At 61.3% G+C, this 26,764-nt stretch carries 21 protein-coding genes; 12 read left to right on the top strand and 9 right to left on the bottom strand.

The annotated features are described in order from the left end of the window. The first annotated feature begins 68 nt into the window (after positions 1-68). The 8 genes from dctP (at position 69) to IE093_RS15925 (ending at position 8,472) form a co-directional block, all read left to right on the top strand. Entirely contained in the window at positions 69-1,139 is a 1,071-nt protein-coding gene (gene dctP, locus IE093_RS15960; protein WP_422730990.1) for a TRAP transporter substrate-binding protein DctP, read from the top strand. A gap of 94 nt (positions 1,140-1,233) precedes the next feature. Continuing rightward, entirely contained in the window at positions 1,234-1,779 is a 546-nt protein-coding gene (locus IE093_RS15955; protein WP_189470900.1) for a TRAP transporter small permease, read from the top strand. Further along, entirely contained in the window at positions 1,776-3,053 is a 1,278-nt protein-coding gene (locus IE093_RS15950; protein WP_189470899.1) for a TRAP transporter large permease, read from the top strand. Before IE093_RS15955 ends, IE093_RS15950 begins: the two co-directional genes overlap by 4 nt. 20 nt (positions 3,054-3,073) lie before the next feature. Continuing rightward, positions 3,074-4,129 (top strand): histone deacetylase family protein, encoded by a 1,056-nt coding sequence (locus IE093_RS15945; RefSeq protein WP_189470897.1) that lies wholly within the window; start codon positions 3,074-3,076, stop codon positions 4,127-4,129. A 19-nt stretch (positions 4,130-4,148) separates the two neighbouring features. Further along, the gene (gene lhpI / locus IE093_RS15940; RefSeq protein ID WP_229803650.1) at positions 4,149-5,102 is read left to right on the top strand and encodes a bifunctional Delta(1)-pyrroline-2-carboxylate/Delta(1)-piperideine-2-carboxylate reductase; all 954 of its coding nucleotides are present in this window, start codon (positions 4,149-4,151) and stop codon (positions 5,100-5,102) included. After that, complete coding sequence (locus IE093_RS15935) at positions 5,102-6,232, top strand: class II histone deacetylase (RefSeq protein ID WP_189470895.1); 1,131 nt, start codon at positions 5,102-5,104, stop codon at positions 6,230-6,232. Before lhpI ends, IE093_RS15935 begins: the two co-directional genes overlap by 1 nt. Beyond that, positions 6,217-7,497, top strand: coding sequence for a D-amino acid dehydrogenase (locus tag IE093_RS15930; RefSeq protein WP_189470894.1), 1,281 nt, complete (start codon positions 6,217-6,219; stop codon positions 7,495-7,497). The genes IE093_RS15935 and IE093_RS15930 overlap by 16 nt, the downstream gene beginning before the upstream one ends. A gap of 24 nt (positions 7,498-7,521) precedes the next feature. Continuing rightward, a complete protein-coding gene (locus tag IE093_RS15925; protein ID WP_189470892.1) occupies positions 7,522-8,472 on the top strand; it encodes a branched-chain amino acid transaminase in 951 nt (316 codons plus the stop codon). 420 nt (positions 8,473-8,892) lie between these two features. Here the strand turns inward: IE093_RS15925 and IE093_RS15920 are convergent, their stop codons facing one another. Continuing rightward, positions 8,893-9,627: an RNA methyltransferase gene (locus IE093_RS15920; RefSeq protein ID WP_189470890.1), complete on the bottom strand. Its 735-nt coding sequence runs from the start codon at positions 9,625-9,627 to the stop codon at positions 8,893-8,895. Between the two features lie 152 nt (positions 9,628-9,779). On the opposite strand from IE093_RS15920, the gene IE093_RS15915 reads away from it, so the two are divergent. The 3 genes from IE093_RS15915 to IE093_RS15905 are packed head-to-tail and all read left to right on the top strand — an operon-like array spanning position 9,780 to position 12,782. Continuing rightward, complete coding sequence (locus IE093_RS15915) at positions 9,780-10,916, top strand: ABC transporter substrate-binding protein (protein WP_189470888.1); 1,137 nt, start codon at positions 9,780-9,782, stop codon at positions 10,914-10,916. Positions 10,917-10,920: 4 nt separating this feature from the next. Continuing rightward, a complete protein-coding gene (locus IE093_RS15910) occupies positions 10,921-11,982 on the top strand; it encodes a FecCD family ABC transporter permease (RefSeq protein ID WP_189470886.1) in 1,062 nt (353 codons plus the stop codon). Further along, the gene (locus tag IE093_RS15905; RefSeq protein ID WP_189470884.1) at positions 11,976-12,782 is read left to right on the top strand and encodes an ABC transporter ATP-binding protein; all 807 of its coding nucleotides are present in this window, start codon (positions 11,976-11,978) and stop codon (positions 12,780-12,782) included. The genes IE093_RS15910 and IE093_RS15905 overlap by 7 nt, the downstream gene beginning before the upstream one ends. A 114-nt stretch (positions 12,783-12,896) precedes the next feature. On the opposite strand, the gene IE093_RS15900 is transcribed toward IE093_RS15905, so the two are convergent. From IE093_RS15900 to IE093_RS15865, 8 genes are all read right to left on the bottom strand, one after another. After that, positions 12,897-14,552 carry an ABC transporter ATP-binding protein gene (locus IE093_RS15900; protein WP_189470882.1) on the bottom strand — a complete coding sequence of 552 codons (1,656 nt, stop codon included), beginning with the start codon at positions 14,550-14,552 and terminating at the stop codon, positions 12,897-12,899. 4 nt (positions 14,553-14,556) lie between these two features. Further along, complete coding sequence (locus tag IE093_RS15895) at positions 14,557-15,441, bottom strand: ABC transporter permease (protein WP_189470880.1); 885 nt, start codon at positions 15,439-15,441, stop codon at positions 14,557-14,559. Continuing rightward, positions 15,438-16,394: an ABC transporter permease gene (locus IE093_RS15890; protein WP_189470878.1), complete on the bottom strand. Its 957-nt coding sequence runs from the start codon at positions 16,392-16,394 to the stop codon at positions 15,438-15,440. Before IE093_RS15890 ends, IE093_RS15895 begins: the two co-directional genes overlap by 4 nt. Positions 16,395-16,491: 97 nt before the next feature. Next, positions 16,492-18,135 carry an ABC transporter substrate-binding protein gene (locus IE093_RS15885; RefSeq protein ID WP_189470876.1) on the bottom strand — a complete coding sequence of 548 codons (1,644 nt, stop codon included), beginning with the start codon at positions 18,133-18,135 and terminating at the stop codon, positions 16,492-16,494. 208 nt (positions 18,136-18,343) lie between these two features. Then, positions 18,344-19,015, bottom strand: coding sequence for a haloacid dehalogenase type II (locus IE093_RS15880; protein WP_189470875.1), 672 nt, complete (start codon positions 19,013-19,015; stop codon positions 18,344-18,346). A gap of 464 nt (positions 19,016-19,479) precedes the next feature. Beyond that, the gene (locus IE093_RS15875; RefSeq protein ID WP_189470873.1) at positions 19,480-20,571 is read right to left on the bottom strand and encodes an NADH:ubiquinone reductase (Na(+)-transporting) subunit F; all 1,092 of its coding nucleotides are present in this window, start codon (positions 20,569-20,571) and stop codon (positions 19,480-19,482) included. A gap of 71 nt (positions 20,572-20,642) precedes the next feature. Beyond that, positions 20,643-23,207, bottom strand: a complete 2,565-nt coding sequence (locus IE093_RS15870; protein WP_268247406.1) for a heavy metal translocating P-type ATPase — start codon at positions 23,205-23,207, stop codon at positions 20,643-20,645. A gap of 68 nt (positions 23,208-23,275) precedes the next feature. Continuing rightward, positions 23,276-24,691: an aminotransferase class III-fold pyridoxal phosphate-dependent enzyme gene (locus tag IE093_RS15865; protein ID WP_189470871.1), complete on the bottom strand. Its 1,416-nt coding sequence runs from the start codon at positions 24,689-24,691 to the stop codon at positions 23,276-23,278. 519 nt (positions 24,692-25,210) lie between these two features. Between IE093_RS15865 and IE093_RS15860 the strand changes: the two genes are divergently transcribed. Further along, on the top strand, positions 25,211-26,686 hold the full coding sequence (locus IE093_RS15860; protein WP_189470869.1) for an ABC transporter substrate-binding protein: 1,476 nt from the start codon (positions 25,211-25,213) through the stop codon (positions 26,684-26,686). The last annotated feature ends 78 nt before the right edge of the window (positions 26,687-26,764 follow it).

The raw sequence follows: 26,764 nt of genomic DNA, 5'->3' as shown, positions 1-26,764 counted from the left end.
TAGGCTGATAGCAGTGGGTGTAAGTTGTCTCTGCGGTCCCAAAACAAATAAAGGAAGGGGGCATGAGAATGAAATCGGTTTTGCCCAACACGCTAGCATTGGCGGCCTTGCCGCTGGCGCTTGCCACTACCCACGTCCAGGCTCAGTCCTACGAGATGGTCATTGCCACCCAGCTGCCGGAAAGCATGAGCAACAACGAGATCTACCCGGCGCTGGTGCATTTCAAGAACCTGGTCGAAACTCGTACCGATGGCGATCTCGAGGTCACCATCTTCGGTGGCGGCCAGCTGGGTTCCGAGGTCGAGAACGGTTCCGAAGTACAGGGTGGTCGCACGTTGCAGTCGACCATCATGTCGGCGGGGGCGATGTCGTCCTTCTACGATGACTACCAGCTTGTCACGGCTCCCTTCCTGTTCAACAACTGGCGTCAGGCCTGGTCGTTCTTCGATGGCGAATGGTTCGCCGATTTCATGTCCGGCACCATCGATGAGGCCAACATGCGCTATCTCGGCACCTTCGACGATGGTGGCGGCTTCGTCGCTTTCACCAACAACGAGCGCTTGATCCGCACCGTGGAGGATCTGGAAGGGCTCAACATCCGTACCGAGGAAAACCCCGCGCATGTGGCGATCATGCGTTCGCTGGGGGCGTCGGCCACCCCCTTGCCCTGGGGTGAGTTAATCACTGCGCTGGAAACCGGGCTCGCCGATGGCCAGTTCAATGCGCCGGTGCTCAATACCACCTTCAACTTCGATGCCGTGACCGACTACACCACCCTGACCGGGCACGTCTACAACAGCGCCCCCTGGGTGGTCAGCGAGTCCTGGTACCAGGAGCTCCCGGAATCGCATCAACGCGCCATCGTGACCTCGGCTCGGGAAGCTATCGCCATGAGTCACGGCATGTCCGGTGCCTTGGCCACGGCGAGCTGGGAAGAGTCCTGCGAGCGCTTCAGTGAGTGCTACATCATGCCTGAAGGGGAGCGGGAGCGGATGGCGGAAATCGCTCGTCCGGCCTGGAAGGAATGGATCGTCAACGATTTCGGCATGGATGCGGAGCGTGTCGAGGCCATGTTGGCAGAGGTCGAGCGCATCGGTGAGGAGGTCGCCGAGCAGGACTTCCAGCGTTACGGCCAGTAAGTAAGCCTGTCTTGCCAACGGCACGATTTCGGCGATACGTCAGGAAGGATGGCGTGTCGCCGAGGTATTACAGGACCTTTTCCGGTATCTCGTCATGTCGCTTCTTGCTCCTCTGCGTCGCCTGAGCGATGGCATCAATCAGGTAGCCATCGTGCTCTCCGTGGCCTGTATCCTGGCCATGCTGGGCATTTCCTTCACTGGTTTTCTCTACAAGCTGATGACCGGTAGTGCCCTCAGCTGGACCTATTCCCTGGCGCGCATCTTTCTGCCGTGGATCGGTTTCCTTTCCATGACCATTTCCCTGCGTTACGGCGAGCATGTCGCCATGACGCTGCTGGTCAGGAGCCTTCCCAGGCCACTGATCAAGGTCGCGGCCGCTGCCTGCCTGGCCGTCATCGCTCTGTTCGCGATCTTGCTGGTCTGGTATGGCTGGGGCTTTTTCCTCAACGCCACCCAGCTGTACATGATCTCGGACAACATCCAGTTGTCCAATCGCGTCACAGCCATCGTGGTGCCGGTCAGCGGCGTGATCATCCTGCTGCATCTCGTGCATGGCTTCGCGCTGTTGGAGCACTTCATTGACGATCAAGCACTCATTGACGAGTTGATCGAGTCTACCGAGGCGGAGGAGCGTTCATGACATCGGCGATCGTCGTCTTCATGGTGCTGCTGTTGATTGGCGCGCCGGTGGCCGTGGTCATGGCCATGTCGGGCCTGGCAGGCGGTTTCGCCCTCGGTGGCGAGCGCATGCTGGGGATCATCGCCGACCGCATGTTCTCGGGGGTGTCGGGATTTCTGTTGATTGCGGTGCCGTATTTCATCTTCACCGCGGAGTTGATGAATCAGGGGGGATTGACGCAGAAACTGATCGACTTCAATAACGCCCTGTTCGGCCGGGTTCGCGGTGCGCTGTCGCACGTTAACGTCACCGTGTCGGTATTCTTTGCCGGGCTTACCGGGGCGGCGATCACCGATACCGTGGCGATCGGCAAGATCATGATTCCCGAGATGAAGAAACAGGGCTACGATGCTGAATATGCCGCCGCCATCACTGCTTGCTCGTCGATCATCGGTCCAATCATTCCTCCGAGCGTGGTGATGGTTGTCTACGCCAGTCTCTTGCGCGACATATCGGTGATCGATCTGTTCGCCGGGGGGATCGTGCCGGGCATTCTGTTGGCGGCGGCGCTGTTGGTCACCAGCATGGTCATCGCCTGGCGTCGCAGCTATCCCAAGCAGGCACCGATTCCCTTCAAGGTGGCGATCGTGTCCTTCCTGGTGGCCTTGCCGGCGATGGTCGTACCACTGATCATCCTCGGCGGCATCCTGTCCGGCCTGACCACCATCACCGAGGCATCCGGTTTCGCGGCGGTCTACGCCTTGCTCATCGGCGTGTTCTTCTACCGCAACCTGACACTGGCCAAGATCTGGAATGCGCTAGTGGTCACGGTGCGTTTCTCGGGCGTAGTGTTCTTCCTGTTGGCGACGTCGGCGGTGCTGGGTTGGTTCGTCACCCGCTCGGGGATCGCCCGCGATGCGGCCTCGATCATCACGACGTTCAGCGATGCCGCCTTCGTCCAACTGATGCTGGTGTGCCTGCTACTGATCATCATCGGCACGGTGATGGACGTACTGCCGGCTCTGGTGGTGGTGGCACCGGTGATCGTGCCGGCGATGATCCAGCTCGGTTTCGATCCCTTGCACTTCGCCATCCTGATGATCGTGGTGCTGAACATTTCCAATGTCACACCACCAGTGGGGATGACGCTGATGACGGCGGCGCGCATCGCCGAGGTGCCCTATGAACGCGCGATCCTAGCGTCGCTGCCGTTCTATCTGTCGTTCATTGCCGTGATCGTGTTGCTGGCAGCGTTTCCGATATTGTCGACCTGGATTCCGTCGCTGCTTCACTAGGATGGAAGGAGCCCATTCCCATGCAACTGTTCTATAGCGATTCCCAGAATGCACACGCCCCGGCTACCTTCCTGTTGAAAGGGGTGCCGGTACCGTCTCCGGAACGTCCGGAGCGCGCCGAGCGCCTGCGTGATGCCATTCGCGGAATGGGGCTCGAGCTGCGTGCTCCAGCCACGCTCGATACTCCCTTATTGCGTGAACGCCTGGCGCGCTTCCATACACCGCGTTACCTGACCTTCCTCGAGACTATCCACTCGCGCTGGCGCCAGTTGCCGGGAGCTGCCGAGCTGGTGGCGCCCAATGTGCATCCCTGTGGCGGTGGTCACCATTATCCGACACATCCAGTCGGACAGGCCGGCTGGCACCTGCACGACATGGCCTGCCCGATCGGCGCCGACAGCTTTACTGGCATCCTGGCCAGTGCGGCGACGGCTCAGGCTGCTGCCCAGGCGGTGTTGAATGGAGAGAACGTGGCTTACGCATTGTGTCGCCCGCCAGGACACCATGCCGGACCGGATCGTGCCGGCGGCTTCTGTTTCCTGAACAATTCGGCACTCGCTGCCACGGTGCTGCGCGAAGAACACGAACGGGTCGCCATCGTCGATGTGGATCTGCACCACGGCAATGGCACCCAGGACATCTTCTATGCTCGCGGTGACGTGTGGACCGGTTCGTTGCACGCCGATCCCTCTGAATTCTATCCCTTCTTCTGGGGTGGGGCGGACGAGCATGGCATCGGCCAGGGATTGGGCACCAACGTCAATCTGCCTTTGCCACTGGGCAGCGGTGGAGCGGAATTCATGACGGCGCTCGAAACATTGCTCGAGCGGCTTGCCGATTTCGATCCCAGTGCGGTGGTGGTGGCGCTGGGACTGGACGCCCACAAGGACGATCCCTTGGCGGGTCTGACCCTGGAGACCGAGGATTTCACTCGTGTCGGCGAGCGTCTGGGGCAACTATCGATACCCGTGGTGCTGGTACAGGAAGGGGGCTACCCCACCGACAGCCTGGGTCACAATCTGGCGGCTTTCCTCGAAGGATTTCGCCGCTCCTACCAAATGACTGAAGGTCATTGACCGAAAATGGGAGTGAGACATGAGCATGCAGGGCGTTCACATGATCGGTGCCGAGCAAGTCGCCGCCGCCTTGTCGTGGACCGCGCTGGTCGAGCGCCTGGGACGCGCCTTTCGCGATGGTGTGGAAGCGCCGCCGCGCCATCACCACAGCATGCAGCGTCATGATGGTGAGGCGACCATGCTATTGATGCCGGCCTGGGAGGCGCGTGGCTATATCGGTGTGAAGATGGTCAATGTCTTCCCGCAGAATGCCGAGCATGGGCTGCCAGCGATCTCGGGTGTCTACCTGCTCAGCGAGGGCGAGCACGGACGTCCGCTGGCCTGCCTGGAGGGAAGCGAGCTGACTCGACGCCGTACTGCCGCAGCCTCGGCATTGGCATCCCGGGAGTTGTCCCGTGACGATGCCGAAAGCCTGTTGGTGGTGGGTACCGGCAAGCTGGCCCCGGTGCTGATCGAGGCCCATGCCGCGGTGCGCCCGATCAAGCGGGTACGTGTCTGGGGACGCAATCAGGCCAAGGCCGCCAACCTGGCGACCGTCTATGCCGACCGCTTCGATTGCGCAGCGGTCAGTGACCTGGAGGCGGCGACCGCCGAGTCAGATATCGTCAGTTGCGCTACGCTTTCCAGCGAGCCACTGATTCGTGGTGACTGGCTCAAGCCCGGAACCCATTTGGACCTGGTCGGGGCGTTTCGCCCCACCATGCGCGAAACCGATGCCGTCTGTTTCGAGCGCGGCGAGGTGTTTGTCGACACCTATGCTGGGGCCAAGGGCGAGGCGGGTGACATTCTGCAGGCCATCGACGAGGGGCGCTTTGCCTTCGACAAGATTCGTGCCGAACTGGCGGAGTTGATGCGCGGCGACAAACCGGGGCGCAGCGGCCCGGAGGCGATCACCGTGTTCAAGTCGGTGGGCACGTCGCTCGAGGACCTGGCTGCCGCCATCGAGGTATGGGAGCGGTTCGAGGGACGGTGATGAGCGCACGGGAAGGAAAAACCACCGGGTTTTTCTGGCATGAACGCTGCTTCTGGCACGATCCAGGGGCCATCGGCGTGTTTGCGGCCCCCGGCGAGTTCCTGCAGCCGCAGTCGGCCTCGGAGAGTCCGGAAAGCAAGCGGCGCCTGAAGAACCTGCTCGAGGTCTCGGGGCTGATCGACGAACTGGATGTGCGCAAAGCCGGCCCCGCCAGCCGTGAGTCGCTGGAGCGCTTCCACACCCCGCGCTATCTCGACGCGTTGGAAGCCGGCAGCCGTTTGGGTATCGGCGATGGCGGTGACTGCGCACCCTATACCGCGGGTAGCCTGACTGCCGCCAAGCAGTCAGTGGGGCTGGCCATTGCCGCCGTCGACGCCGTGGCTAACGGTGAAATGACCAATGCCTATGCGCTGTGCCGCCCGCCCGGTCACCATGCCGAGGCCGATCGTGGGCGCGGCTTCTGCCTGCTGGGCAATATTCCTGTTGCGGTGATGCAGGCGCGTGCCCAGGGTCTGGTACGGCGGGTGGCGATCCTCGACTGGGACGTGCATCACGGCAATGGCCAGCAGGACGCTTTCTATACCGAGCCCGACGTGCTGACGGTTTCGATGCACCAGGCGGGCAACTACCCGCAGGATAGTGGTTTCTTTGAGGAACGTGGCGCGGGGGAAGGGCTAGGGGCCAACCTCAACCTGCCGCTACCTCCGGGTAGTGGGATCGGCGCCTACCGCTATGCCATGCGGCGTCTGGTGCTTCCCGCCATCGAGGCCTTTGCGCCGGAGTTGATCGTGGTGGCCTGTGGCTACGATGCCTGCGCCAAGGATCCATTAGGCAAGATGTTGCTCAACAGCGCCGCCTTCGCCGAGATGACCAGTCAGCTCAAGGTGCTGGCGCAGCGATGCTGCGATGGTCGACTGGTGATGATCCACGAGGGAGGATATTCAGAAGGCTACGTACCGTTGTGCGGCCATGCAGTGATCGCCGCCCTGGCAGGGAGTGATGTTGGTGTGCCCGATCCACAGAATGAAGAAATCGCTGCCTGGGGGTATCAAGAGCTGCAGCCGTTTCAGCGAGTGCTGATCGATGGCTGGGTGAAGAAGTGGGGTGCCATGCCATGCATATCGCAGTGATCGGTGCCGGGGTGGTTGGGGTGACCACGGCCTATGCCCTGTGCCAGCGGGGACACCAGGTTACCGTCATTGAGCGTCTGGATGCAGCTGGCATGGAAACCAGCCGCGCCAATGCCGGACAACGCAGTTATGGCTATGTCTATCCTTGGGCATCGCCGGCAATGATCAAGAAGGCGCTGCCCTGGCTGCTGCAGCAGGACGCGCCATTGAAGATGCATCTGCCACCGACGGCGGACACGCTGCGATTTCTGATCGCGACCTGGCGCTTCGCCCAGACGCCGGGGCTATTCGATGCCAACAAACGCGCCATGTTGCGTCTGGGCAGCTATAGCCGCCAATGCTTCCAGGCGCTGGAAGACGAATTGTCGCTGGATTTCGATAGTGGCCATCGCGGCTTGATGGAGTTGGCTAGCGATGCGCAGAGTGCCAAGGCCCTGCAGGTCAATGCGGGGCTGCTCAACGAACTGGGAATCGAATACGAGTCGCTGGATGCCGCGGCGACCCTGGAACGCGAGCCGGCGCTTGCTGAGCATGGTCCTCTCGTCGGTTCTCTGTGGCTGCCCGGCGATGGCACGGGCGACTGCTATCGCTTTACCCAGGCCCTGGCCCGAACCTGCGAGGCACGTGGCGTATGCTTTCAATATGGCGCCCAGGTCGTCGGTGCCGAACGCGACAAGGGCCATATCCGGGCGCTACGGCTCAAGCCCAGTGACGATGGTGCGGACGTTCCCGAGTGCATCGCTTCCGACGCCTTCGTACTGTGTGCCGGTACCCAGTCGCGGCGTCTGGGTGAGCTGTTCGGTGCCAAATTGCCGATCTACCCGGTCAAGGGCTATTCGCTCACGGCGCCACTGCTCGATCCCGAACGGGCGCCTCGCTCCACGGTCATCGACGATCGCTACAAAGTGGTATCGACGCGCCTTGGCTCCCGGCTCCGGGCCACCGGCTTCGTCGAACTGGCGGATATGGATCGGCGCATTCCCGGCAGTCGCTTGGCGACGATCCGCCGCGCCATCGAATCCCGCTTTCCTGGGGCTGCGGATCTCGACGCCGCCGAATCGTGGACCGGTTTTCGACCCATGACCCCGGATGGCCCGCCGGTGATAGGTGAAGGCAAGCGCAACAATCTCTATCTCAATACCGGCCACGGCACCTTCGGCTGGACGCTATCCGCCGGCAGTGCGCAGTTGGTCGCGCAACTGATCGACGGGGAAACGCCGGCCGTGTCGCTGGAACCCTTCCGTCCCGGTCGCTTTGCCCATTGACGAGTTCACTCGAGAGGACCCTGGATGACGCCACTCTGCGAACGCGAAGGCTGGTTGTGGAACAATGGCGATTGGTTGCCATGGCGCGAGGCCAAGACCCATATGCTGACTCACACCCTGCACTACGGCATGGGGTGTTTCGAAGGTGTGCGTTCCTACGAGGGTCCAAACGGCGCCCACCTGTTCCGGGTCGCCGAGCATACTCGTCGCTTGCTCGATAGTGCCCATGCCCTGGACATGCCGCTTGCCTGGTCGGCCGAACGACTCATCGATGCCCAGCGAGAATGCTTGCGGCGCAACGACCTGACCAATGCCTACCTCAAGCCGACAGTGTATTTCGGTGCCGAGAGTATGGGACTGCGTGCCACGGGATTGACCACCAACGTGATGATCGCGGCCTGGGATCTTGGCGATTACATCTCGGCAAGTGCCGCCCGGCAGGGGTTGCGTGCCTTGACCTCGTCCTGGGCGCGGCATCACGTCAACATCAGTCTGTGCCGGGCCAAGACCAACGGACACTATGTCAATTCGATGCTGGCCTTGAATACCGCCATCAAGGCCGGTTTCGACGAAACCCTGATGCTCGACCCGGAAGGCTATGTCGCCGAGGCATCGTCAGCCAACGTCTTTCTGCTGCGCGACGGTGTGTTGCACACTCCCGAGGTCACCTCCTGCCTGCAGGGTATCACCCGTGACAGCGTGATTCGCTTGGCACGCGAGGTGCTGGGGCTGCAAGTGCATGAACGACGCATCACCCGCGACGAGCTCTACACCGCCGACGAGGCGTTCCTGACCGGTACCGCCGCCGAAATCCTGCCGCTGCGTGAACTCGATGGGCGGCGTATCGGTAGGGCAGGGGAAACCATCGACCAGGATTCGGTGACCGCACGGTTGCAGCATCTCTATCGCCGCGTGACACGAGCGGAACTGGGTGATGATCTGACGGGCTTCCGTGACTGGTTGACTGCTATCTAGTGGAGATATAAAAGCGCCACGGAGCAAAGGCTCCGTGGCGACATTCATGCCCTCCCTGGGGCATCCTTCCCGATACCGTGACTCCCGTCACTCCTTATGGCACTCCTTGTACCCTCGCTTCCGTGACGCTCTGAACGACAGTATCCCTTGTCTTGCATCGGGATAACGCCAGGAAGGCGCCGAACCCGAGCACGAACTTTTATAGCGTAGACGGATGACAAAAAAATGACGAACCCGAGAACGTACTTCAGGAGTCAACGATTGGTTGGTCATCCCGACATCGCTATCACATTCTGGTAAAATCGCCGCCCTTTGTGGCCTTACACATCAAAGTTGGCGGTAGAAGAGCATGAATGCGGTGATTCTGGCGGTGTTGGCCAAAGCTATCGCGACCACGGTCGCTCCTACAAACACCACCATTTAGCTCTCCGTATCTTCCGGCTCGACCGAACTGAGGAAGCCACGCAGCAGCGACAGCTCCTTGCGGCTGGGTTGGGCGCGGGCGAACAGCGCCTGGAGCTGGGCTTCCGTGCGGGCATGTGGTTGGGTCAGAAAGCCGCTGGCCTGCATCACCCGGGACAGGTGGTCATGGAAATGACGAAGCTGTTCACGTGTCGGCGGGCGGTCGTGCGGTGGCCGTTGCTGGATGAAGTCGCTGCCGGGACTATGCCGCCAGGCGCGAAACACCTCGTAAGCCAGCACTTGCACCGCCTGTGAAAGGTTGAGAATGCCATAGTCGGGGTTGGCGGGAATGCTGACCTGGTGGCTACAGTGTTGGATCTCGTCATTGGTAAGTCCGAAGCGTTCGCGACCGAACACCAATGCCACCCGATCCGTAGCGGCATTTTCCACCAGTTCCCGAGCCATCTCTTCCGGTTCGTCGTAGTGCGGTAACGGCATACTTCTTAGCCGGGCACTGGCGCCCACCACCTGTACGCAATCGCCAATGGCATCGCTCAGCGAGTCCACTACCCGCGCCGCGTCGACGACGTCCTCGGCCCCGGCGGCCAACCGTGTCGCCTCGTCATCCGGAAAGCAACGAGGGTTGACCAGCACCAGGTCGGTCAACCCCATGGTCTTCATGGCCCGAGCGGTTTGCCCGATATTGCCGGGATGGAAGGTCTGGACGAGAACAATGCGGATATTGGCAAGCATAGGGAAAAGAAAGAAGGTTGAAGATCGACGCTTCGCGTCTGGAAGAACCCCATATACTACACAACATCTTCCATCTTCCATCTTTTTTGCTTGAGAATGTGTCGCATTCAGGGTAAAGTTCCGCGCATTTCCCAATTACACGTGAGACCGCCATGAATCTCCGCAAGCTTGCGGCATGTGCCGCAATCGTCTTTCTTGCTGTCTTGTCTCCGACTCTTCACGCGCAGGCAGAGACCGTCACGGTGACCGATGTCGCTGGCCGACAGGTCGAGGTGAATGTTCCAGTGCAACGGGTCATTCTGGGGGAAGGGCGGCAGATCTATCTCGTGGCTGCGCTCGACACGGCCAACCCCTTTGAACGCGTGGTCGGTTGGCGTGAGGATTTTAGCCAGGCCGATCCCGACAACTACGCCATCTATCTCGAGCAATTTCCACAGATGGCGGAGATTCCGACCTTCGGTGGCTTCAAGGACGGCACCTTCGACGTGGAGCAGGCGGTTGCCCTCGATCCCGATGTGGTGATCATGAACATCGAGTCGAAGCAGGCGACGGAAGACGCCCGATATATCGAGAAGCTCGCCGCCGTCGACATTCCCGTGGTCTATGTCGACTTTCGGGAGCATCCCTTCACCAATACCGAGCCGAGCATGCGTCTTTTCGGCCAACTGTTTGGTGAAGAGGAAAGGGCCGAAGAGTTCTCCGCTTGGCGCGCTGCCCAGATCCGTCGTGTCACCGATGTCATCGAAGAGGCGGATCCGGAGCGTCCCAGCGTCTTCATCGATCGCGCCGGGGGCTATTCGGACGATTGCTGCATGACCTTCGGCGACGATAATTTCGGCAAGTTCGTCGAAATGGCCGGCGGGGAGAACATTGCCAAGGACATCATTCCCGGCACCTTCGGTACGCTCAACCCCGAGCAGATCATCGCCTCCAACCCGGACCAGATCATTGTCACCGGCGGTTATTGGGAAGCTTATGTACCCGGCGGCAACTGGGTCGGCGTCGGTCCTGACCGCGACGAGGGAGAAGCGCTGCGCAAGCTCGAAGCGCTGACCGAACGGCCGGCGATGACCGGTGTGGCGGCCGTCGAGACGGGGCAGATGCACGCCATCTGGCACCAGTTCTACAACAGTCCCTATCAGTTCGTTGCCATCCAGCAGATGGCGAAGTGGCTGCATCCCGAGCTCTTCACCGATCTCGATCCCGAGGCGACCTTCCGCGAACTGCACGAAAGGTTCCTCCCGGTCAGCTACCGGCCCGGCTATTGGGTCTCGCTAACCGATGAGTGAGCCCATGGCTAGCGCCGGATCGGCCACAGGCGTGGAACGCAGTCGCTACCGCGCCCTGGTCAGACGGCGGCAACTGATTCTGCTGGGGCTCGGCTTGGCGCTGATCTTCAGCCTGTGTGTCGATCTCGCTCTCGGTCCCGCCCGTTATGGCCTCGACGAGGTCGTGCGGGCGCTGCTCGTTCCCGACAGTGTGAGCCAGCAGGTGCGCGTCGTGGTGTGGGAAATCCGCATGCCGGTGGCGCTGATGGCCGTGGTCGTCGGCGCGGCGCTCAGCGTGGCGGGCGCACAGATGCAGACCATCCTCAACAACCCGCTCGCCAGCCCGTTCACGCTTGGCATTTCGGCTGCCGCGAGTTTCGGTGCGGCCTTGGCGCTGGCCTTCGGTGTGGCCATCATTCCCGCGGCAATCGCCTACGTAGTGCCGATAAACGCCTTCATCATGGCCATGCTGGCGGCGTTTCTCATCCATCTGCTAAGCATCAAGCGTGGCGTGACGGTCGAGACCATCGTGCTGCTCGGCATCGCGTTGGTATTCACTTTCAATGCCCTGCTGGCGCTCGTCCAGTTCCTCGCTTCCTCGCAGGCCCTGGCCGCGGTCGTCTTCTGGACGATGGGAAGCCTTACCAAGGCGACCTGGCCGAAGCTTGCCATCACCACGATTGCTCTGCTCGTCGTATTGCCCATCTTTGCACGACGCGCCTGGGCGCTGACGGCGCTCAGGCTGGGTGAGGACAAGGCGGCAAGCTTCGGCGTAAAGGTTACGCGACTGCGCTTGGAAACGCTGATGATGGTGAGTCTGCTGGCTGCTATACCCGTGGCCTTCGTCGGCACGATCGGTTTTATCGGACTCGTGGGGCCTCATATCGCCCGCATGCTGATTGGTGAGGATCAGCGCTTTTTCCTGCCAGCCTCCGCGCTGTCCGGGGCACTTATCCTTTCCGCCAGCTCCGTGCTCAGCAAGGCCCTCGTGCCCGGAACCATCTTTCCGATCGGTGTCGTCACATCGCTCATCGGCATTCCCTTCTTCATCTCCCTTATCCTCTCCAATACGAGGCGCTCATGGTAACCCTTCGGCTCGACGACCTTGGCGCGTTTTACGGCAGGAAACTCCAGGTTCAGGGCGTGACGACACCGGCCTTTACGGGCGGCGAGGTAGTGGCCGTGATCGGCCCCAATGCGGCGGGCAAGTCGACGCTCTTCAAGCGCATCGCCGGACTGCTGCAAGGGCCGGGGCAGGTGCATGTCGAAGGGGTGAAGCAGGAGCGAGATGCCGTCTGCTACATGCCGCAGGACACCTCGGCCAACTCGGTGCTTACCGTCTACGAATCGATCCTGCTCGCGCGCAAGCAAGGCTCGTCCTGGTCCGTTGGTGACGATGATCTCAAGCACATCGACGAGACCATGGACGCGCTCGGCATATCGGCTATCGCCTTCAAGAACATTGGCGAGCTGTCCGGTGGCCAGAGGCAGCTCGTAAGCCTGGCGCAGTCGCTTGTAAGAGAACCGGATATCCTGCTGATGGACGAGCCGACATCGGCGCTCGACCTATCGCGGCAAATGGAAGTGCTGACCCATATGCGCAGCCTTGCCTGCCTGCGCGACATGGTGGTCCTGATCGCCCTGCATGACCTCAATCACGCGCTACGCTTCGCCGATCAGGCCATGGTCATTGCCAACGGCCAACTGATCACCTGCGGTCCTTCATCCGAGGTGATCACTTCCGCTCTCTTGCGCGAGGTTTACCACGTCGAGGCACGTATAGAGCCATGCTCGCGAGGGCTCGGGCAAGTCATCGTCGACAGCGTGGCGGCGAAGGGCGAGACGTTTAGCCGATTGGCTGCCGAATCGAGTTCCCAAGGCGCGTAGTGCTACGACGATACCCTGATCGTCATCTATCAGGGTATCGCTGCTATCGGGATAAGGGGGGATCATTCCCGCGTCTTACGCAGCGCCTTATCACGAACGTGCACGGAACGGTCGCTATGCTACGCAATCTTGCTCGAGCGAAGCGAAACTTGGCTGTGATTCCAGCCAGCCACGCCGCAGCTCTGGTACCGAGCCGATCAGCCTCTGGGTGTAGGGATGTTGGGGTGAGGAGATCACCGACGCGCAGGAGCCGCTCTCCACACAGTCTCCCTTGTAGAGCACCATCACGTCGTCACATAACGCGCGCACCGTCGAAATGTCGTGGCTGATGAACAGCAACGAAACGCCGAGTTTGCTCCTGAGCTCGACCAACAACTCCAGGATCGCCGCACCGACCACCGTGTCGAGCGCCGAGGTGACTTCATCGCAGAGCAACAGGTCGGGCTTCGCCGCCAGCGCCCGCGCGAGGTTGACGCGCTGTTTCTGGCCACCGGAAAGTTCCCCGGGACGGCGGCTGAGCAGCGAGTGTGGCAATTTCACCAGATCCATCAGCTCGCGTACCCGACGACGGCGCTCTTCTGCGTCGAGTTTGAAGTAAGTGCGCAAGGGACGGGTCAGAATCCGTTCGATGCTATGCGCGGGATTGAGCGCATTGTCGGCGCTCTGGAAGACCATCTGAATGCGGCGAAACTGATCGGGAGTCCGCCCGCGTAGCGTGGCTGAGAGCGCCTGACCGTTGAACACGACTTCCCCCCGGGAGTGGGCGGCCAGGCCGGCAACGGCCATGGCCAGGGTCGACTTGCCGGAACCCGATTCGCCGATCACCCCCAGTGCCTGACCGCTCTCGAGGCGCAGCATGATGTCGTCGAGTACCACCTTGGCGGGGATTCCCTGAGCGTCACGGGTGCCGTAACCGACCTGCAAGTCGTCGATTCTCAGCAACTCGTCACCCCTTTCAAGCGGCGGCGGTGAGAGTTGCTGCTCGGGGCGTGCCGCTTCGAGCAAGCTCTTGGTATAGGGATGGTTGGGGCGGTCGAGGATCTGCTCGATCTCGCCTTGCTCCTGGGTCTCACCGCCATTGAGCACCAGCACCCGGTCAGCCATCTGAGCCACGACGGCGAGGTCGTGGGACACGTAGATGGCCGTGGTACCACGCTCTCGTACCACCCGCTTGAAGGCACGCAACACCTCAATCTGGGTGGTCACGTCAAGCGCGGTGGTGGGCTCGTCGAGGATGACCAGTGCCGGGTCGGTAATCAGGGCCATGGCGGCCATCAGGCGCTGTAATTGCCCGCCGGAAACCTGATGCGGATAGCGTGAACCTATCCCTTCGGGATCGGGCAGGGCGAGCTCGCGGAACAGTTCGACCGCCTTCGCTTCCGCTTCACGGCGAGACATCACCCCATGCCGCAAGGCTCCCTCGATCACTTGATCCATCAAGCGTTTAGAGGGATTGAACGAAGCGGCGGCGCTTTGTGCGATATAGGCAACCCGATGACCGCGCAAATTCCGCAGGGCCGCAGGTGGCAGATCAAGAATGCTGCTATCGCCCAGCCGTATACTGCCACCGGCAATACGACAGCCGCGTCGGGCATAGCCCAGCAGCGAAAGCGCGATGGTGGTCTTGCCCGAGCCGGACTCGCCGATCAGCGCCAGTACCTCTCCCTGGGCAATGGAAAAACCCACCTGCTTGACGATTTCGATCTCATCGCCATCCGGTGTTATCGCGGTAACGCACAAGTCGCGTACTTCAAGGCTTTCTCCAAGCATGTCGTTACTCTCCCTGTTGTCCGCGGTTCGCGGAGAGGCTGTCGATCAACAGATTGGCTCCAATGGTCAGAGTGCCGATCGCGAGTGCCGGACCGATCACCGCCAGCGCCCCTTGGCTCAGGCCACCGATATTTTCCCGTACCAGTGAGCCCAGGTCGGCCATCGGTGGCTGTACGCCGAGGCCGAGGAAGCTCATGCCGCTGAGCAGCAGCACGATGAACACGAAGCGCATACCCATGTCGGTGAGCACCGGATGGAACATGTTGGGCAATACCTCGACGGCGGCAATGTAGAGCTTGCCCTCGCCGCGGGTACGGGCAACTTGCACGTATTCCAACGTCGCGATGTTGGCGGCGAGGCTGCGGGAGATGCGGAAAGCGCCGGGTGCATAGCTGATCACCGCGGTCAGGATCAGCAGTGGGATCGAAGCGCCAAAGGCGGACACCATCACCAGCGCCAGCATCTTGCTGGGGATCGAGATCAGCGCGTCATTGAGTCGACTCACCGATTCATCGAGCCAACGTGGCGCGAGTGCCGCCAGCATGCCGAGGCTCGCTCCGATCAGGCTGGAGAGTAGCGCCGCGATCAGTGCCAACCCCACGGTATAGCGAGCACCGGTGAGAATTCGGCTGAGCATGTCGCGGCCGAGATAATCGGTACCCAGCGGGAACGCGGCACTGGCGCCGGAATATATCTTGTCGGCGACCAGGGCGCCGACCGGATGGGGCGCCAGCATGGGGCCGAAAATTGCCACCAACAGCCAGAAGATGACCAGCGTTGCGCCGACCCAGCGTGTCAGGTTGAACGGCTTGGCATGCCGCTGCGGGGCCGAAACCCGTGATTCCGGCTCTGACGACGGGCGCCGTGAATCCAGTAGGGAGTTATTCATTGGTGTCTCAGCCTCGGGTTGGAGAGAATGGCGCAGAGGTCGGCGATAAGCACCAGCACCAGGTAGGCGGCACAGAACAGCATGGCGCAGGCCTGTACGAGAGCCAGGTCGCGGTTGGCAACGGCATCGACCATCAGACCGGCGATTCCCGGATAGTTGAAGATCGTCTCGACGATGATCACGCCCCCGAGCAGATAGGAGAGGCTCAGGGCCACCGCGTTGGCGATCGGCCCCAGCGCATTGGGTAATGCGTGGTTCAGTACCCGCCGCAATGGGCCGATGCCCTTGAGCCGGGCCATCTCGATGTAGGGGCTATCGAGTTGGTTGATGATGGCTGCACGGGTCATACGTGCCATCTGTGCCACCAGCACGGCACACAGCGTCAGCACCGGCATCGCGTAGATACGGATGAAGTCGCCGACTCCTTCCACGGTCGAGACATAGGAGAGTGCCGGCAACCAGCCGAGGTGCACGGCAAAGATCAGCACTGCCAGAGTGGCGACCAGGAACTCGGGCACCGCTACCATGGAGAGGGTGCAGACGTTGAGTATCCGATCGAGCAAGCGGTCGCGGCACATTGCCGACGCGATGCCGAGCAGTAGGGCGATTGGCACCGCGATTACAGTGGTGATGCCGGCCAACAGCAGCGAATTGGGCAGGCGCCCCGCCATCAATTCGCTGACCGGCATGGCATTGCTCACCGACTGGCCGAGATCGCCGCTCAGCAGACCACCCAGCCAACTCAGGTAACGCAGCGGTGCGGGTTGATCGAGGCCGAGCTGGATGCGTAGTGCGGCGACCTGTTCGGGGGTGGCGAACTGGCCAAGGATCTGCTGCGCGGCGTCGCCGGGCAGTAGCGCGGTGATCGCGAAAATCACCAGTGAGACGATCAGCAGGGTCGATACCCCCGACGACAGCCGACCGAGCACTATCTTGAAGATGGAGTTGTTCATGACCTGATTCCGACTCTGTGTACGAGGACGGCAGCCCGTCGAAGAGACGGGCCGCAAATCCTAATGGGAGACTCCCGCGAGCGTCACGCGGATAGGGTCAAGCGTCGTCCCACCAGACGTGCTCGGCGAACGTGTAGCCCATGAAGCCACCGAGCGGGATGGTCCGGTCGTAGCCTTTGAGTCGCTTGTCGCGGCCATCGATAGTGTTGATGAACACAGGAATGCCGATACCGCAGTGCTCGTGGATCAGGGTCTGCATGTCGGCATACATCTGCTTCCGTACCGCTTGGTCGGGTTCCGCACGGGAGAGTGTCAGCAGTTGGTCGAACTGTTCGTTCTTCCAGCCCGATTCGTTCCACGGTGCGCTGGACTGGAAGAACTGCGAGAGCAGGATATTGGCGGTCGGACGCGGATTGATATTGCCGAAACCAAGCGGATGCTTCATCCAGTGGTTGGACCAGTAGCCATCGGAAGGCACCCTGTTGATCGTCAGATTCAGGCCCGCCTGTTGTGCCGACTGCTGGAGCAACACCGCTATATCCTCGGAGCCATCGGCCGCCGGGGAAGCTACGACCGGCAGTCGGGCGCCCTCTACGCCAGCCTGCTTGAGCAGATGGCGGGCACGATCCGGGTCGTAGGGGCGTTGCGGAAGATCGGCGAAGAAGTAGGGATTGCTTGGTGCGATCGGGTGATCATTGGCGATTTCGGCGTAATTGCGAAACACCGCCCATTTGATCTGTTCGCGGTCGAAGAGGTACTTCATGGCTTCCACGAACGCCGGTCGGCTGGTCGGCTCCTGATCGACACGCATCACCAGGTCGGTATAGTTGCCTGAATTGACCGACTTGACCGCATGACCAGTGGAGAGTTCGATGCGCTCCGCGGAGCGGCCGTAGACTGCATTGATAAGTTGTACATCGCCAGAGAGCAGCGCATTGACCCGTGACGGCTCGTCGCTGATGCCGACCATCTCGATCTCGTCGAGATAGGGACGTCCTTCCCGCCAGTAGTTGTCGTTGCGTACGCCTATCGAGCGCACCCCCGGGCTGAACTCCTGGCAACGGAAGGGACCGGTGCCGATTCCCTTGGAGAAGTCGACGGTCCCCTCCGGCACGATCTTCATGTGCGACACGGCGAGAATCGCCGGCAGTTCGATGTTGGGCGAATTGAGGGTAATCTGCACCTGTTGGCTGCCCAATGCCTTGACGTCGGCGATCTGCGTGGCGAGAGACATCGCCTTGGAACCGGTGTCTGGATCCTTGTGGCGGGCGATGGAGAACACCACGTCGGCAGCACTCAGCGGTTTGCCATCGTGGAAGGTCACCCCACGGCGTAAGGTGAATAGCCAAGTCGTGCCGCCGTCACTGGTTACGAAATGCTCGGCCAGCGATGGCTGCGGTATGAGTCGCTCGTCGAACTCGGTCAAGCCGTTGTAGAACATCTCATGACGGGCGTAGTCGATTGCGGTCGATCCCTTGGCCGGGTCGAGCGTATCGGAGGTCGAGGCGGCATGCGCTGCGACGCGGATACGTCCGCCGCGCTTGGGTGTCCCACTGGTGCCTTCACTGGCATAGCCAAGGCTGCTGCCGAGCAGTCCGCCGGTGCTGGCAGCGAACAGGCCCGCGACGCCGAATGTCTTCAAGGCATCGCGTCGCGACATTCCACGTCGCATGGCCTCATGGATCCGGGCACTCTGCTCGGACTCGCTCAGAATGTTGGGGGGATTTTTTTTATTGGTCATGACGCTTCCTCTAGCTAGCAGATGTTTGAATTTCTTATAGGGCTGGTACATTGAGCAGCGTGCTAGGCAAGTAGTTATCTACGCCGGACGATCCCAGCTCCGGGGCATGTCCTCAATGCCAGTGCTCCTGAATAGGAGCTATTCCCTCCCTTTTTCGCTATCCGAGGCATTGCCGTTGAATCGTTGTGCCTCGGGCAACATTCCGGGCTCAGAGGCCGACCAGTGCCGGCAGCTCGCGGATATCGCGAATCTCGGTGGCACCGTAGCCCTGGCAGTAAGGTTCGTGATTGCGGGCCACGAACGCCTTGTTCTTGATGCCCATTAAATGTGCCGGAATCAGGTCGTAGCGGAAGCTCGAGGAGACGTGCAACAGTTCCTCGGGGGCGCAGTCGAGGGTGTCGATCATGGCCTCGAAGGCCGCCAGGCGTGGCTTGTAGGCCTTGAAGGTTTCGGCGGTGAAGACCTTGTGAAATGGTACTTCGAGCTTGGCCACGTTGGAGTCGATCTGCTCGTTCATGGCGTTGGAATAGATGACCAAGGGGATCTTTCCGGCAATTTTCGACAGGCCTTCGATGACGTCGGGGTGTGGCCCCCAGGTAGGTACGGCGTCGTAATAGCTCTGGCCTTCGGCGTCGTCGTATTCAATGCCCCAGCGCTTGCAGGTACGCACGAGGGCCGACTTGAGGACCTCGACATAGGGCTTCCAGTCACCAAGCACTTCGTCATAGCGATAGGCGCTGAAGTCACTTACGAAGCGATCCATGCGCTCGGGTTCGGGGATCCTGTCGGCGAAGATCTCGCGTGTCATCTTGCCTAATTGGAAATTGGTCAGGGTGCCATAGCAGTCGAAGGTGATGTATTTGGGTCTAAATACGCTCATTTTATTATCCTTATATAAGGTGATGGGGCTGCTGGGTGGTTATGACACTTCGCGATGGGTGATTAGATCATCCATGGCTAGGCAGATGATGCCTAATCGGTGGTGGTGAAAGCATAAAACTCCGTATTGATGGCCTTTTCTGGCACAACCCACGGCGAGTCATATTGGCTGGAAGTTTTCACCATCAAATCTTCGTTCAAGCCGACGATGCCGAGCTTCAGTACTTCCGAGACTCGCCAGGAGCAGGCCAGGTCGTGGGTATGGAAAGATGGGTCAAGCTGGCCACGTGGGGTGTCAATAAGACACGCGGCTTATGCCATAGGGGAGAGGCGGTCTAGGATCGAATACCTGCCGTTCCGCACGGCGCATTCGGCATAGTGGCTGCGGTCATCCAAGTTGTCTGTCACCACGGGATAAAGGCCATGGGGCAGGGCCCCATGACTCATCTGTTTCTGATGGTGGTGTTACGAAGACGTCGTGTGGCAGCACGAACAGCCTTTCTCGACATTGCTCTGGGGCGCTGGGGCTTCCGTTTCCGTGGCATCGCGGTCGGCCGAGGTGTAGAAGGCGTCTGCGTGGATGTTGTCCACTGGCACGCCTCGCGCCAGTAACAGTTCGGTGGCCGCTTCCACCATGGGTGGCGGGCCGGCCAGGTAGGCTCGGCAGCCGGTCACCTTGTCCCAGTTGGCGGCCATGACCTCGGTGACCAGGCCGGTTTTGCGCTCGGTGGGGCCATTGGGCTCGGAAAGCACGATATGGGTTTTCAGGTTGTCGTGGCGCTCGATGAGGCTCTGGAGATGGGGCTCCAGGTAAACATCGCGCTCGTCGCGGGCGCCGAAGTACAGGTGGATGGGCTGGCGCATGCCGGCAGCAAGCGCTGCTTCGAGGATGGATTTCACTGGTGCCAGGCCGGAGCCGCCAGCCACCGCCACGATGGGGCCGGCATGACGTTCACGCAGATACGAGGTGCCGAACGGGCCTTCCACTTCCACCGTGTCTCCCACCGCCAGCTCGTGGGCCACATGCGCACTGGTGGCACCGCCCGGTACATGACGCACGTGGAACTCGAGGACGGGCTCGTCCGGATGGTTGGCCATGGAGTACTCGCGGGTCGGACAACCCGGAAAGGTCACCTGGGCATATTGGCCGGCCGTGAAGGAGAAAGGCTCACCGTTTTCCACGCGCAGTCGGACCTGTTTGATGTCGTGGGTGAGGTCATCGAGCTCCACGACAGTGCAGCTCACTTTACGCACTGGGTGAGCAGTGGCGAGCGCTTCGTCATCGCGCAGCCAGGAAATGGTGCAGTCGCTGAGCGGCATGGCGCGGCAGGCAAGCACCAGCCCGGCGTCACGCTCCTCGTCGGTCAGGGAGAAGCGTGTGTGAGGGAGCAACTCGACTTCACCCTCCACCAGCCGCGACTTGCACGCGCCGCAACGACCGGCGCGGCAGCTATGGGGGTAGCTGATACCTGCCATCATGGCGGCATCGAGGATGGTGTCGCCGTCCTTCACGGTGACGGTCTTGCCTGCTGTGGTGATCTGAACGTCATGGCTCATTTTGTTGTTCTCCGAACGTCGTTTTTGCGCCTCCCGTCTTGCAGGCAGGAGGCGCGTTGTCATTCAGGCATTCATGCGGCTTGCGAGACCGGGCGGCTCGGCGCCGCGGCGTCGTTGGCTTCGATCGCGATCGGCGGTCGGAAGCCCTTGAGGCGCAGGGCATTGGTGAGCACGCAGATGCTCGAGGCGGCCATGGCCACGGCGGCGAAGATCGGCGAGAGCAGGATCCCGAAGGCGGGGAACAGTGCGCCGGCGGCCACCGGGATCAACACGGTGTTGTAGGCAAAGGCCCAGAACAGGTTCTGCTTGATGTTTCGAATGGTGGCCCGCGACAGCATGATGGCGTTGGGCACATTGCGCAGGTCGCCGGACATCAACACCACTTCGGCGGATTCGATGGCAATGTCGGTGCCGGTACCGATGGCGATGCCCACGTCGGCCTGCGCCAGGGCAGGGGCGTCGTTGATGCCGTCGCCCACGAAGGCCACTCGGTCGCCTTCACTCTGGAGGCTTTTCACCGCATCCACCTTGCCGTCGGGCAGCACTTCGGCCACGACCTTGTCGATCCCCAGACGGCGGGCGATGGCCTTGGCTGTACGCTGGTTGTCACCGGTGATCATCGCCACCTGCAGACCTTCCTCGTGCAGTGCGCGAATGGCCGCAGGCGTGGACTCCTTGATCGGATCGGCAACGGCAATGATGGCGGCCAGCTGGCCATCGATGGCGGCATAGAGCGGTGACTTGCCTTCGTCGGAGAGGCGATGTGCGATCTTGGCGAATACCTCTACGTCCAGGCCCAACTTGCGCATGTAGCGGTCGGCACCGACTTCCACGCGATGGTCATCCACCTGTGCCGTGACACCGAAGCCGGGAATGGCCTCGAAGCTTTGCACCGTGGCTGGTTCCATGCCGCGTGCCTTGGCTGCGTTGACGATGGCCTCGGCGATAGGATGTTCCGACTGGCGCTCGACGGACGCCACCAGATGCAGGGTTTCCGCTTCGTCGAAGCTCTTGGCCACGACCAGGTCGGTGAGCTCTGGCCGGCCCTTGGTCAGGGTGCCGGTCTTGTCCAGCGCGATCACCTTGGTATCCCGCAGTGACTGCAAGGCTTCGCCCTTGCGGAACAGCACGCCCATCTTCGCCGCCTTGCCGGTACCCACCATGATCGAGGTGGGCGTGGCCAGGCCCATGGCGCAGGGGCAGGCAATGATCAGTACGGCCACGCCGTTGACCAGGGCGAAGGTCAGCGCGGGGGCGGGACCGAAGATCAGCCAGACGCCGACCGTGACCAGGGCTGCGGCGATCACCGCTGGCACGAAGTAGTTGGTGACCTTGTCCACCATGGCCTGGATGGGCAGCTTCGAGCCTTGCGCCTGTTCGACCATGCGCACGATCTGGGCAAGAAGGGTATCGGCGCCGATCTTGGTGGCCTCGAAGGTGAAGCTGCCCACCTTGTTGATGGTACCCCCCACCACTTCCGCGCCGGCCTCCTTACGTACCGGCACGGGTTCGCCGGTGATCATCGATTCGTCCACGAAGGAACTGCCTTCGACGACCGTGCCGTCCACGGGAATCTTGTCGCCGGGGCGAACCAGCACGATATCGCCCTGGCGTACTTCATCGATGCCAATCTCCATTTCCTGGCCGTCGCGGACTACGCGGGCCGTCTTGGCCTGAAGCTGTATCAGCGCCTTGATGGCTTCGCTGGTGCGCCCTTTGGCGATCGCTTCGAAGTAACGGCCGACGAGAATCAGCGTGATGATCACGGCCGAGGCCTCGAAGTAGACGTTCACCGTGCCGGCCGGCAATACCTGGGGGGTGAAGGTGGCGACCACCGAATAGCCCCAGGCGGCGCTGGTGCCCAGCATCACCAGCGAGTTCATGTCCGGGCCGCCACGCATTAGCGCGGGCCAGCCTTTCTGATAGAAACGCAGCCCGGGGCCGAATTGCACGACCGAGGCCAGGGCAAAGAACAGGTAGAACAGGTTCTGCTGACCCACGCTCATCTGCAGCCAGTGATGGAGCCCGGGAATGAAATGCGAGCCCATGTCCAGCACGAAGAGGGGCAGGGTGAATATGCCGGCAATGGTGACCGCGCGCTTCAACTCGGCGATCTCCTGTTCGCGGGCCTCGCGCTCCCGGTCGCTGCGGTCGGGCGTATCGCCGACGGCTTCGGCCTCGTAACCCGCGGCTTTCACTGCCTCGATCAGGCGTTGGGAGGTCACGGCCTCGGCCGCCACTTTCACGGTTGCCGTCGCGGTGGCGAGGTTGACGTTGGCGTCGAGCACTCCGGGCACACTGGCAAGCTTGCGTTCCACACGGCCCACGCAGGAGGCGCAGCTCATGCCCTTGACCGTCAGCTCGATGGTATCGGTGACAGCAGGGTAGCCGGCGGCCTCCACTGCCTGCACGACACTGGCGACATCCTCCTTGTCAGCGGCAAACACTACCTGGGCCCGTTGGGTGGCCAGGTTGACGGAGGCATCGGTGACCCCTGCCACACCGCGAATCGCTTTCTCGACCCGGCCCACGCACGAGGCGCAGCTCATGCCCTCGATTCCCAGCGAATATGAGTTACCGCTGGCAGGGGCATGCCCCTTGGTCGATTCCAACTTGCTTATCTCGTCGGTTGGCATGGTCCAGGCTCCTCTGGTGTGCCGCGATTGCAATGATTAGCAATCTAGACCTTCCCATGATGGGAAGGTCAAGAGGCTTGGACCGATCTCTTTCCAGAGACAGGCTGCCTGAGCGCGGCTCGAACGTCCGGTTTCTCCAAAACGGCATCCAGGGTCGAGGACAGACGCTCGATGAGCAGGTCGATATCTGCGTGGGAGCAGCACAACGGTGGCGCGAAGCCGATGATGTCGTCGGCGAAGGCCCGGAAGATCAGTCCGCGCTCCCGGCCCAGGGTGAGGAGCCGATCAGGCAGTCGTAGAGACGAGTCGAATTTGGTCTTGCGCGTCTTGTCGGTGACCAGTTCCACGGCACCCAGCAGCCCCCGGCCGCGGGATTCGCCCACCAAGGGGTGCTCCACCAGTTCGGCCAGGCGCTGCTGGAAGTAGTCGCCCACCCGCTGACCGTTGGCCAGCAGGCCGCCTTCTTCGTAGAGTCTCAGCACTTCCAGGCCTACCGCACAGCTCACCGGGTGACCGGAGTAGGTGAAACCGTGTCCCACGGGCTTGCCTGCTGGAGCGTTGTCGGCGATGCCCCGGTAAACCCTCTCGCTGAGCACCACGGCCCCCAATGGGGCATAGCCGGAAGTCAGGCCTTTGGCCATGGTCATGAGATCGGGCACCACACCTTCTTCCTCCAGGGCGAAGAGCGGGCCAGTACGGCCGAAGCCGGTTATCACTTCATCCACCACCAGCAGGATGCCGTACTCGCGGCATACCTGGTGCATTGCCTTCAGCCAGCCGCGTGGCGGGACGATGATGCCACCCGAGCCCTGGATGGGCTCGCAGAAGAAGGCTGCCACGTTCTCCGCGCCAAGACGTTCGACAGTTGCCCGCAGTGCTCTCACCGACTCCGCGATGATGGCTTCCTCGCTTGGGCCAACGGGGTTGCGGTAGGGGTAGTAAGAGGGAATGTGGTGCTGGAATGCTGAAGGACCGTCGAAATGATCATGGAACAGCGGTAGGGCGGTCAGTCCCGAGCCGGTGCTGGAAGAGCCATGGTATCCCCGTTCCAGGGCGATGAAGTGTTTGCGTTGAGGCGCGCCGGTGACATTGTGGTAATAGCGGATGAAGCGTACGGCACTGTCGATGGCATCCGATCCGCCGAGCGTGAAGTAGACATGATCGAGATCGCCCGGGGTACGTCGGGCGATGGCCTCGGCAAAGCGGATGGATGGCTCGCTGGAATAGTGGAAATAGCCGGTGGCATATGGCAGTTGTCGCATCTGCCGGGTGGCCGCCTCGACGACACTGTCGTGACCGTAACCGATGTTGACACACCACAGCCCCGAAAAACCGTCGAGATACTGACGCCCCTCGCTATCGCGTAGGTAGGCGCCACTACCGGATTCGAGAATCGTGGCGCCTTGTTGCTCGTGCGAGCTCCAGGAGACCACTGGATGTACCAGGTGTGCCCGATCCAGCCCATGTAGATAGTCGTTCCCCATTTCGTGCCCCTCCCTCACTTGTGTCTACGGTTGTGCATTGAAGATATTTGCTGATTGTAGACAAAATAATGTTAACAAAATGCCTCAATCAATCTATCTTTCCACTAATCTGGGAAAAAATAACAACATAGCCGGCAGGATGTTCTGCGAGAGACCCTTCGCTTCATGTTTCTTCGCCCTGGAGGGGCTATGCAGGGCACTCGTCGTAGAGGTGCACATCATCAAGACGCCGTGGACCACGCCGCTGTATATGAACCACCAGCGCGCGTCGCTGGACAACATCAAGGTGTGCCCGGCCTGGTTTCTTGACCTTCCCAGTATGGGAAGGTCTAGGTTTCTAAACATTGCCATCACGGCACACCCAAAAGAATAAGAACAAGAGAGGCAGGATGCCCCGCGAGAGGTTCTTCGCTACATGTTGCTTCGCACAATAACAAGCTAGAGGGGTAGACAATGTTGAATGTTCGAAATTGCCTGAAGACAGCTCCTTCCCTGCTCCGAGGGGTGGCGGTCGCTGCCATGATCGGTCCTATGGCCGCTTCGGCCTCGGCAGCCTCCGGCGGAAAGGTCGTCTTTGGTGAGCTGTTCACCCCGGCTTCGGGGTGGGCGCTGGAGACCATCGACTCCTACGTGCTGTCGCGGGCCGGCTGCCTGGAGTCGCTCACGTACATGGACTACGACGCCTCGATAAAGCCGGCGCTGGCCGAGTCCTGGGAGCAGGTGTCGCCTACGGTGTGGGAGTTCCAGTTGCGCGAAGGGGTGGCATTTCATGATGGCACCGCGTTGACGCCGCAACTGGTCAGCGATGCCCTCAACCGGGTGCTGAATGTGGCTTCTCCGCCGCGGGGATTCAATCCCGAGGTGATCGAGTCCGTGGAGCCGGCAGGTGAGCACAGCGTACGTATCGTGACCAAGGGGCCGGATGTCTTCGTGCCCAACCGTCTGGCCAGCACCAATACCGGTATCCTGGCACCAGAGGCGTTCGCCAACGACCGCATCAACCCCGTAGGGCACTGTACCGGCCCATTCGAGATCGTTCGTGAGCTTCCCCGCCAGGGACTGGAACTCAAGCGCAACGAAAACTATTGGGGTGGCGAGGTGCAGTTGGCTGAAGCGGAAGTGCGCTACATCCCTGACGGGAAAGTGCGTTCGGTGATGGTGGAAACCGGGGAAATTCATATCGCTCGCCAACTACCGGCGTCGGCGCTGGCGCAGTTGGAGCGCTCGGAGACGGTGGAGGTGAAAACCATCGAGGCGCCGCGGACCACCACGCTCTACCTCAACAATCGTGCCGCGCCGCTGGACAACATGAAGGTTCGCCAGGCGATTCAGAGTGCTATCGACGTGACAGGTATCGCCGAGGCGGTCTATGAAGGCTCTGTGAATCCTGCGGTGGGGCAGTTCTCGCCGAACACACCCTGGGCACCGGAGAGTGCAGCCGTCATACCCCAGGACCTGGAGCGGGCTCGTCAACTATTGGCTGAGTCGGGGGTGCCGGCGAGTGAGCTTCAGTTCGAGTTGCTGGCTTATGTGGAGCGTCCGGCGCTGGCTGACGTTGCCGCGGTAATACAGTTCCAGCTCCAGCAGTTGGGCATGAAAGTCAACATTCGGGTGTCTGAATATGGGGCGATCGAGCCGCAACTGCTCTCAGGCGATTTCGACATGGTCTTGCTGTCGCGAGGTTACCTCACCGATGTCGCCGATCCGATTGGCACGCTGGAAGCGGACTACAGTTGTGACGGCGGCTATAACCTGGCCGGGTTCTGCGATCCGGAAGTGGACGCACAGTTGAAAAAAGCCGGTGCCATGGTGGAGCCCGAGGATCGCAATGCCATCTATCGGGATATTGCCGCACGCCTGCAGGAGGAGGCGGTGAATGTGTTCCTGATCCACGAGACCATCAGCGAGGCGGTATCCAAGAACGTGGAGAACTACCAGGTGCATGCTTATGAGCGCACCGCCTTGCACAAGGACCTGAAGATCAACTCCCAGTAGTGACACTCGGGGAGGGAAACGCTGGCGAGCACGGCATGTCGGCGTTTCCCGAACCACTGTGCCGCTCCGAAGCGGGGT

The organism is Litchfieldella qijiaojingensis (genome assembly GCF_014651875.1).
In the GTDB taxonomy this organism is placed as follows: Bacteria; Pseudomonadota; Gammaproteobacteria; order Pseudomonadales; family Halomonadaceae; genus Litchfieldella; species Litchfieldella qijiaojingensis.
The sequence above is the reverse complement of the archived record's forward strand: the minus strand, read 5'-3'. Positions and strand labels throughout refer to the sequence as shown.

Excerpts from the sequence above, each read along its gene's own strand:
- dctP (WP_422730990.1), top strand. The coding sequence starts at position 69 with ATGAAATCGGTTTTGCCCAACACGCTAGCATTGGCGGCCTTGCCGCTG.
- IE093_RS15955 (WP_189470900.1), top strand. The coding sequence starts at position 1,234 with ATGTCGCTTCTTGCTCCTCTGCGTCGCCTGAGCGATGGCATCAATCAG.
- IE093_RS15950 (WP_189470899.1), top strand. The coding sequence starts at position 1,776 with ATGACATCGGCGATCGTCGTCTTCATGGTGCTGCTGTTGATTGGCGCG.
- IE093_RS15945 (WP_189470897.1), top strand. The coding sequence starts at position 3,074 with ATGCAACTGTTCTATAGCGATTCCCAGAATGCACACGCCCCGGCTACC.
- lhpI (WP_229803650.1), top strand. The coding sequence starts at position 4,149 with ATGAGCATGCAGGGCGTTCACATGATCGGTGCCGAGCAAGTCGCCGCC.
- IE093_RS15935 (WP_189470895.1), top strand. The coding sequence starts at position 5,102 with ATGAGCGCACGGGAAGGAAAAACCACCGGGTTTTTCTGGCATGAACGC.
- IE093_RS15930 (WP_189470894.1), top strand. The coding sequence starts at position 6,217 with ATGCATATCGCAGTGATCGGTGCCGGGGTGGTTGGGGTGACCACGGCC.
- IE093_RS15925 (WP_189470892.1), top strand. The coding sequence starts at position 7,522 with ATGACGCCACTCTGCGAACGCGAAGGCTGGTTGTGGAACAATGGCGAT.
- IE093_RS15920 (WP_189470890.1), bottom strand. The coding sequence starts at position 9,627 with ATGCTTGCCAATATCCGCATTGTTCTCGTCCAGACCTTCCATCCCGGC.
- IE093_RS15915 (WP_189470888.1), top strand. The coding sequence starts at position 9,780 with ATGAATCTCCGCAAGCTTGCGGCATGTGCCGCAATCGTCTTTCTTGCT.
- IE093_RS15910 (WP_189470886.1), top strand. The coding sequence starts at position 10,921 with ATGGCTAGCGCCGGATCGGCCACAGGCGTGGAACGCAGTCGCTACCGC.
- IE093_RS15905 (WP_189470884.1), top strand. The coding sequence starts at position 11,976 with ATGGTAACCCTTCGGCTCGACGACCTTGGCGCGTTTTACGGCAGGAAA.
- IE093_RS15900 (WP_189470882.1), bottom strand. The coding sequence starts at position 14,552 with ATGCTTGGAGAAAGCCTTGAAGTACGCGACTTGTGCGTTACCGCGATA.
- IE093_RS15895 (WP_189470880.1), bottom strand. The coding sequence starts at position 15,441 with ATGAATAACTCCCTACTGGATTCACGGCGCCCGTCGTCAGAGCCGGAA.
- IE093_RS15890 (WP_189470878.1), bottom strand. The coding sequence starts at position 16,394 with ATGAACAACTCCATCTTCAAGATAGTGCTCGGTCGGCTGTCGTCGGGG.
- IE093_RS15885 (WP_189470876.1), bottom strand. The coding sequence starts at position 18,135 with ATGACCAATAAAAAAAATCCCCCCAACATTCTGAGCGAGTCCGAGCAG.
- IE093_RS15880 (WP_189470875.1), bottom strand. The coding sequence starts at position 19,015 with ATGAGCGTATTTAGACCCAAATACATCACCTTCGACTGCTATGGCACC.
- IE093_RS15875 (WP_189470873.1), bottom strand. The coding sequence starts at position 20,571 with ATGAGCCATGACGTTCAGATCACCACAGCAGGCAAGACCGTCACCGTG.
- IE093_RS15870 (WP_268247406.1), bottom strand. The coding sequence starts at position 23,207 with ATGCCAACCGACGAGATAAGCAAGTTGGAATCGACCAAGGGGCATGCC.
- IE093_RS15865 (WP_189470871.1), bottom strand. The coding sequence starts at position 24,691 with ATGGGGAACGACTATCTACATGGGCTGGATCGGGCACACCTGGTACAT.
- IE093_RS15860 (WP_189470869.1), top strand. The coding sequence starts at position 25,211 with ATGATCGGTCCTATGGCCGCTTCGGCCTCGGCAGCCTCCGGCGGAAAG.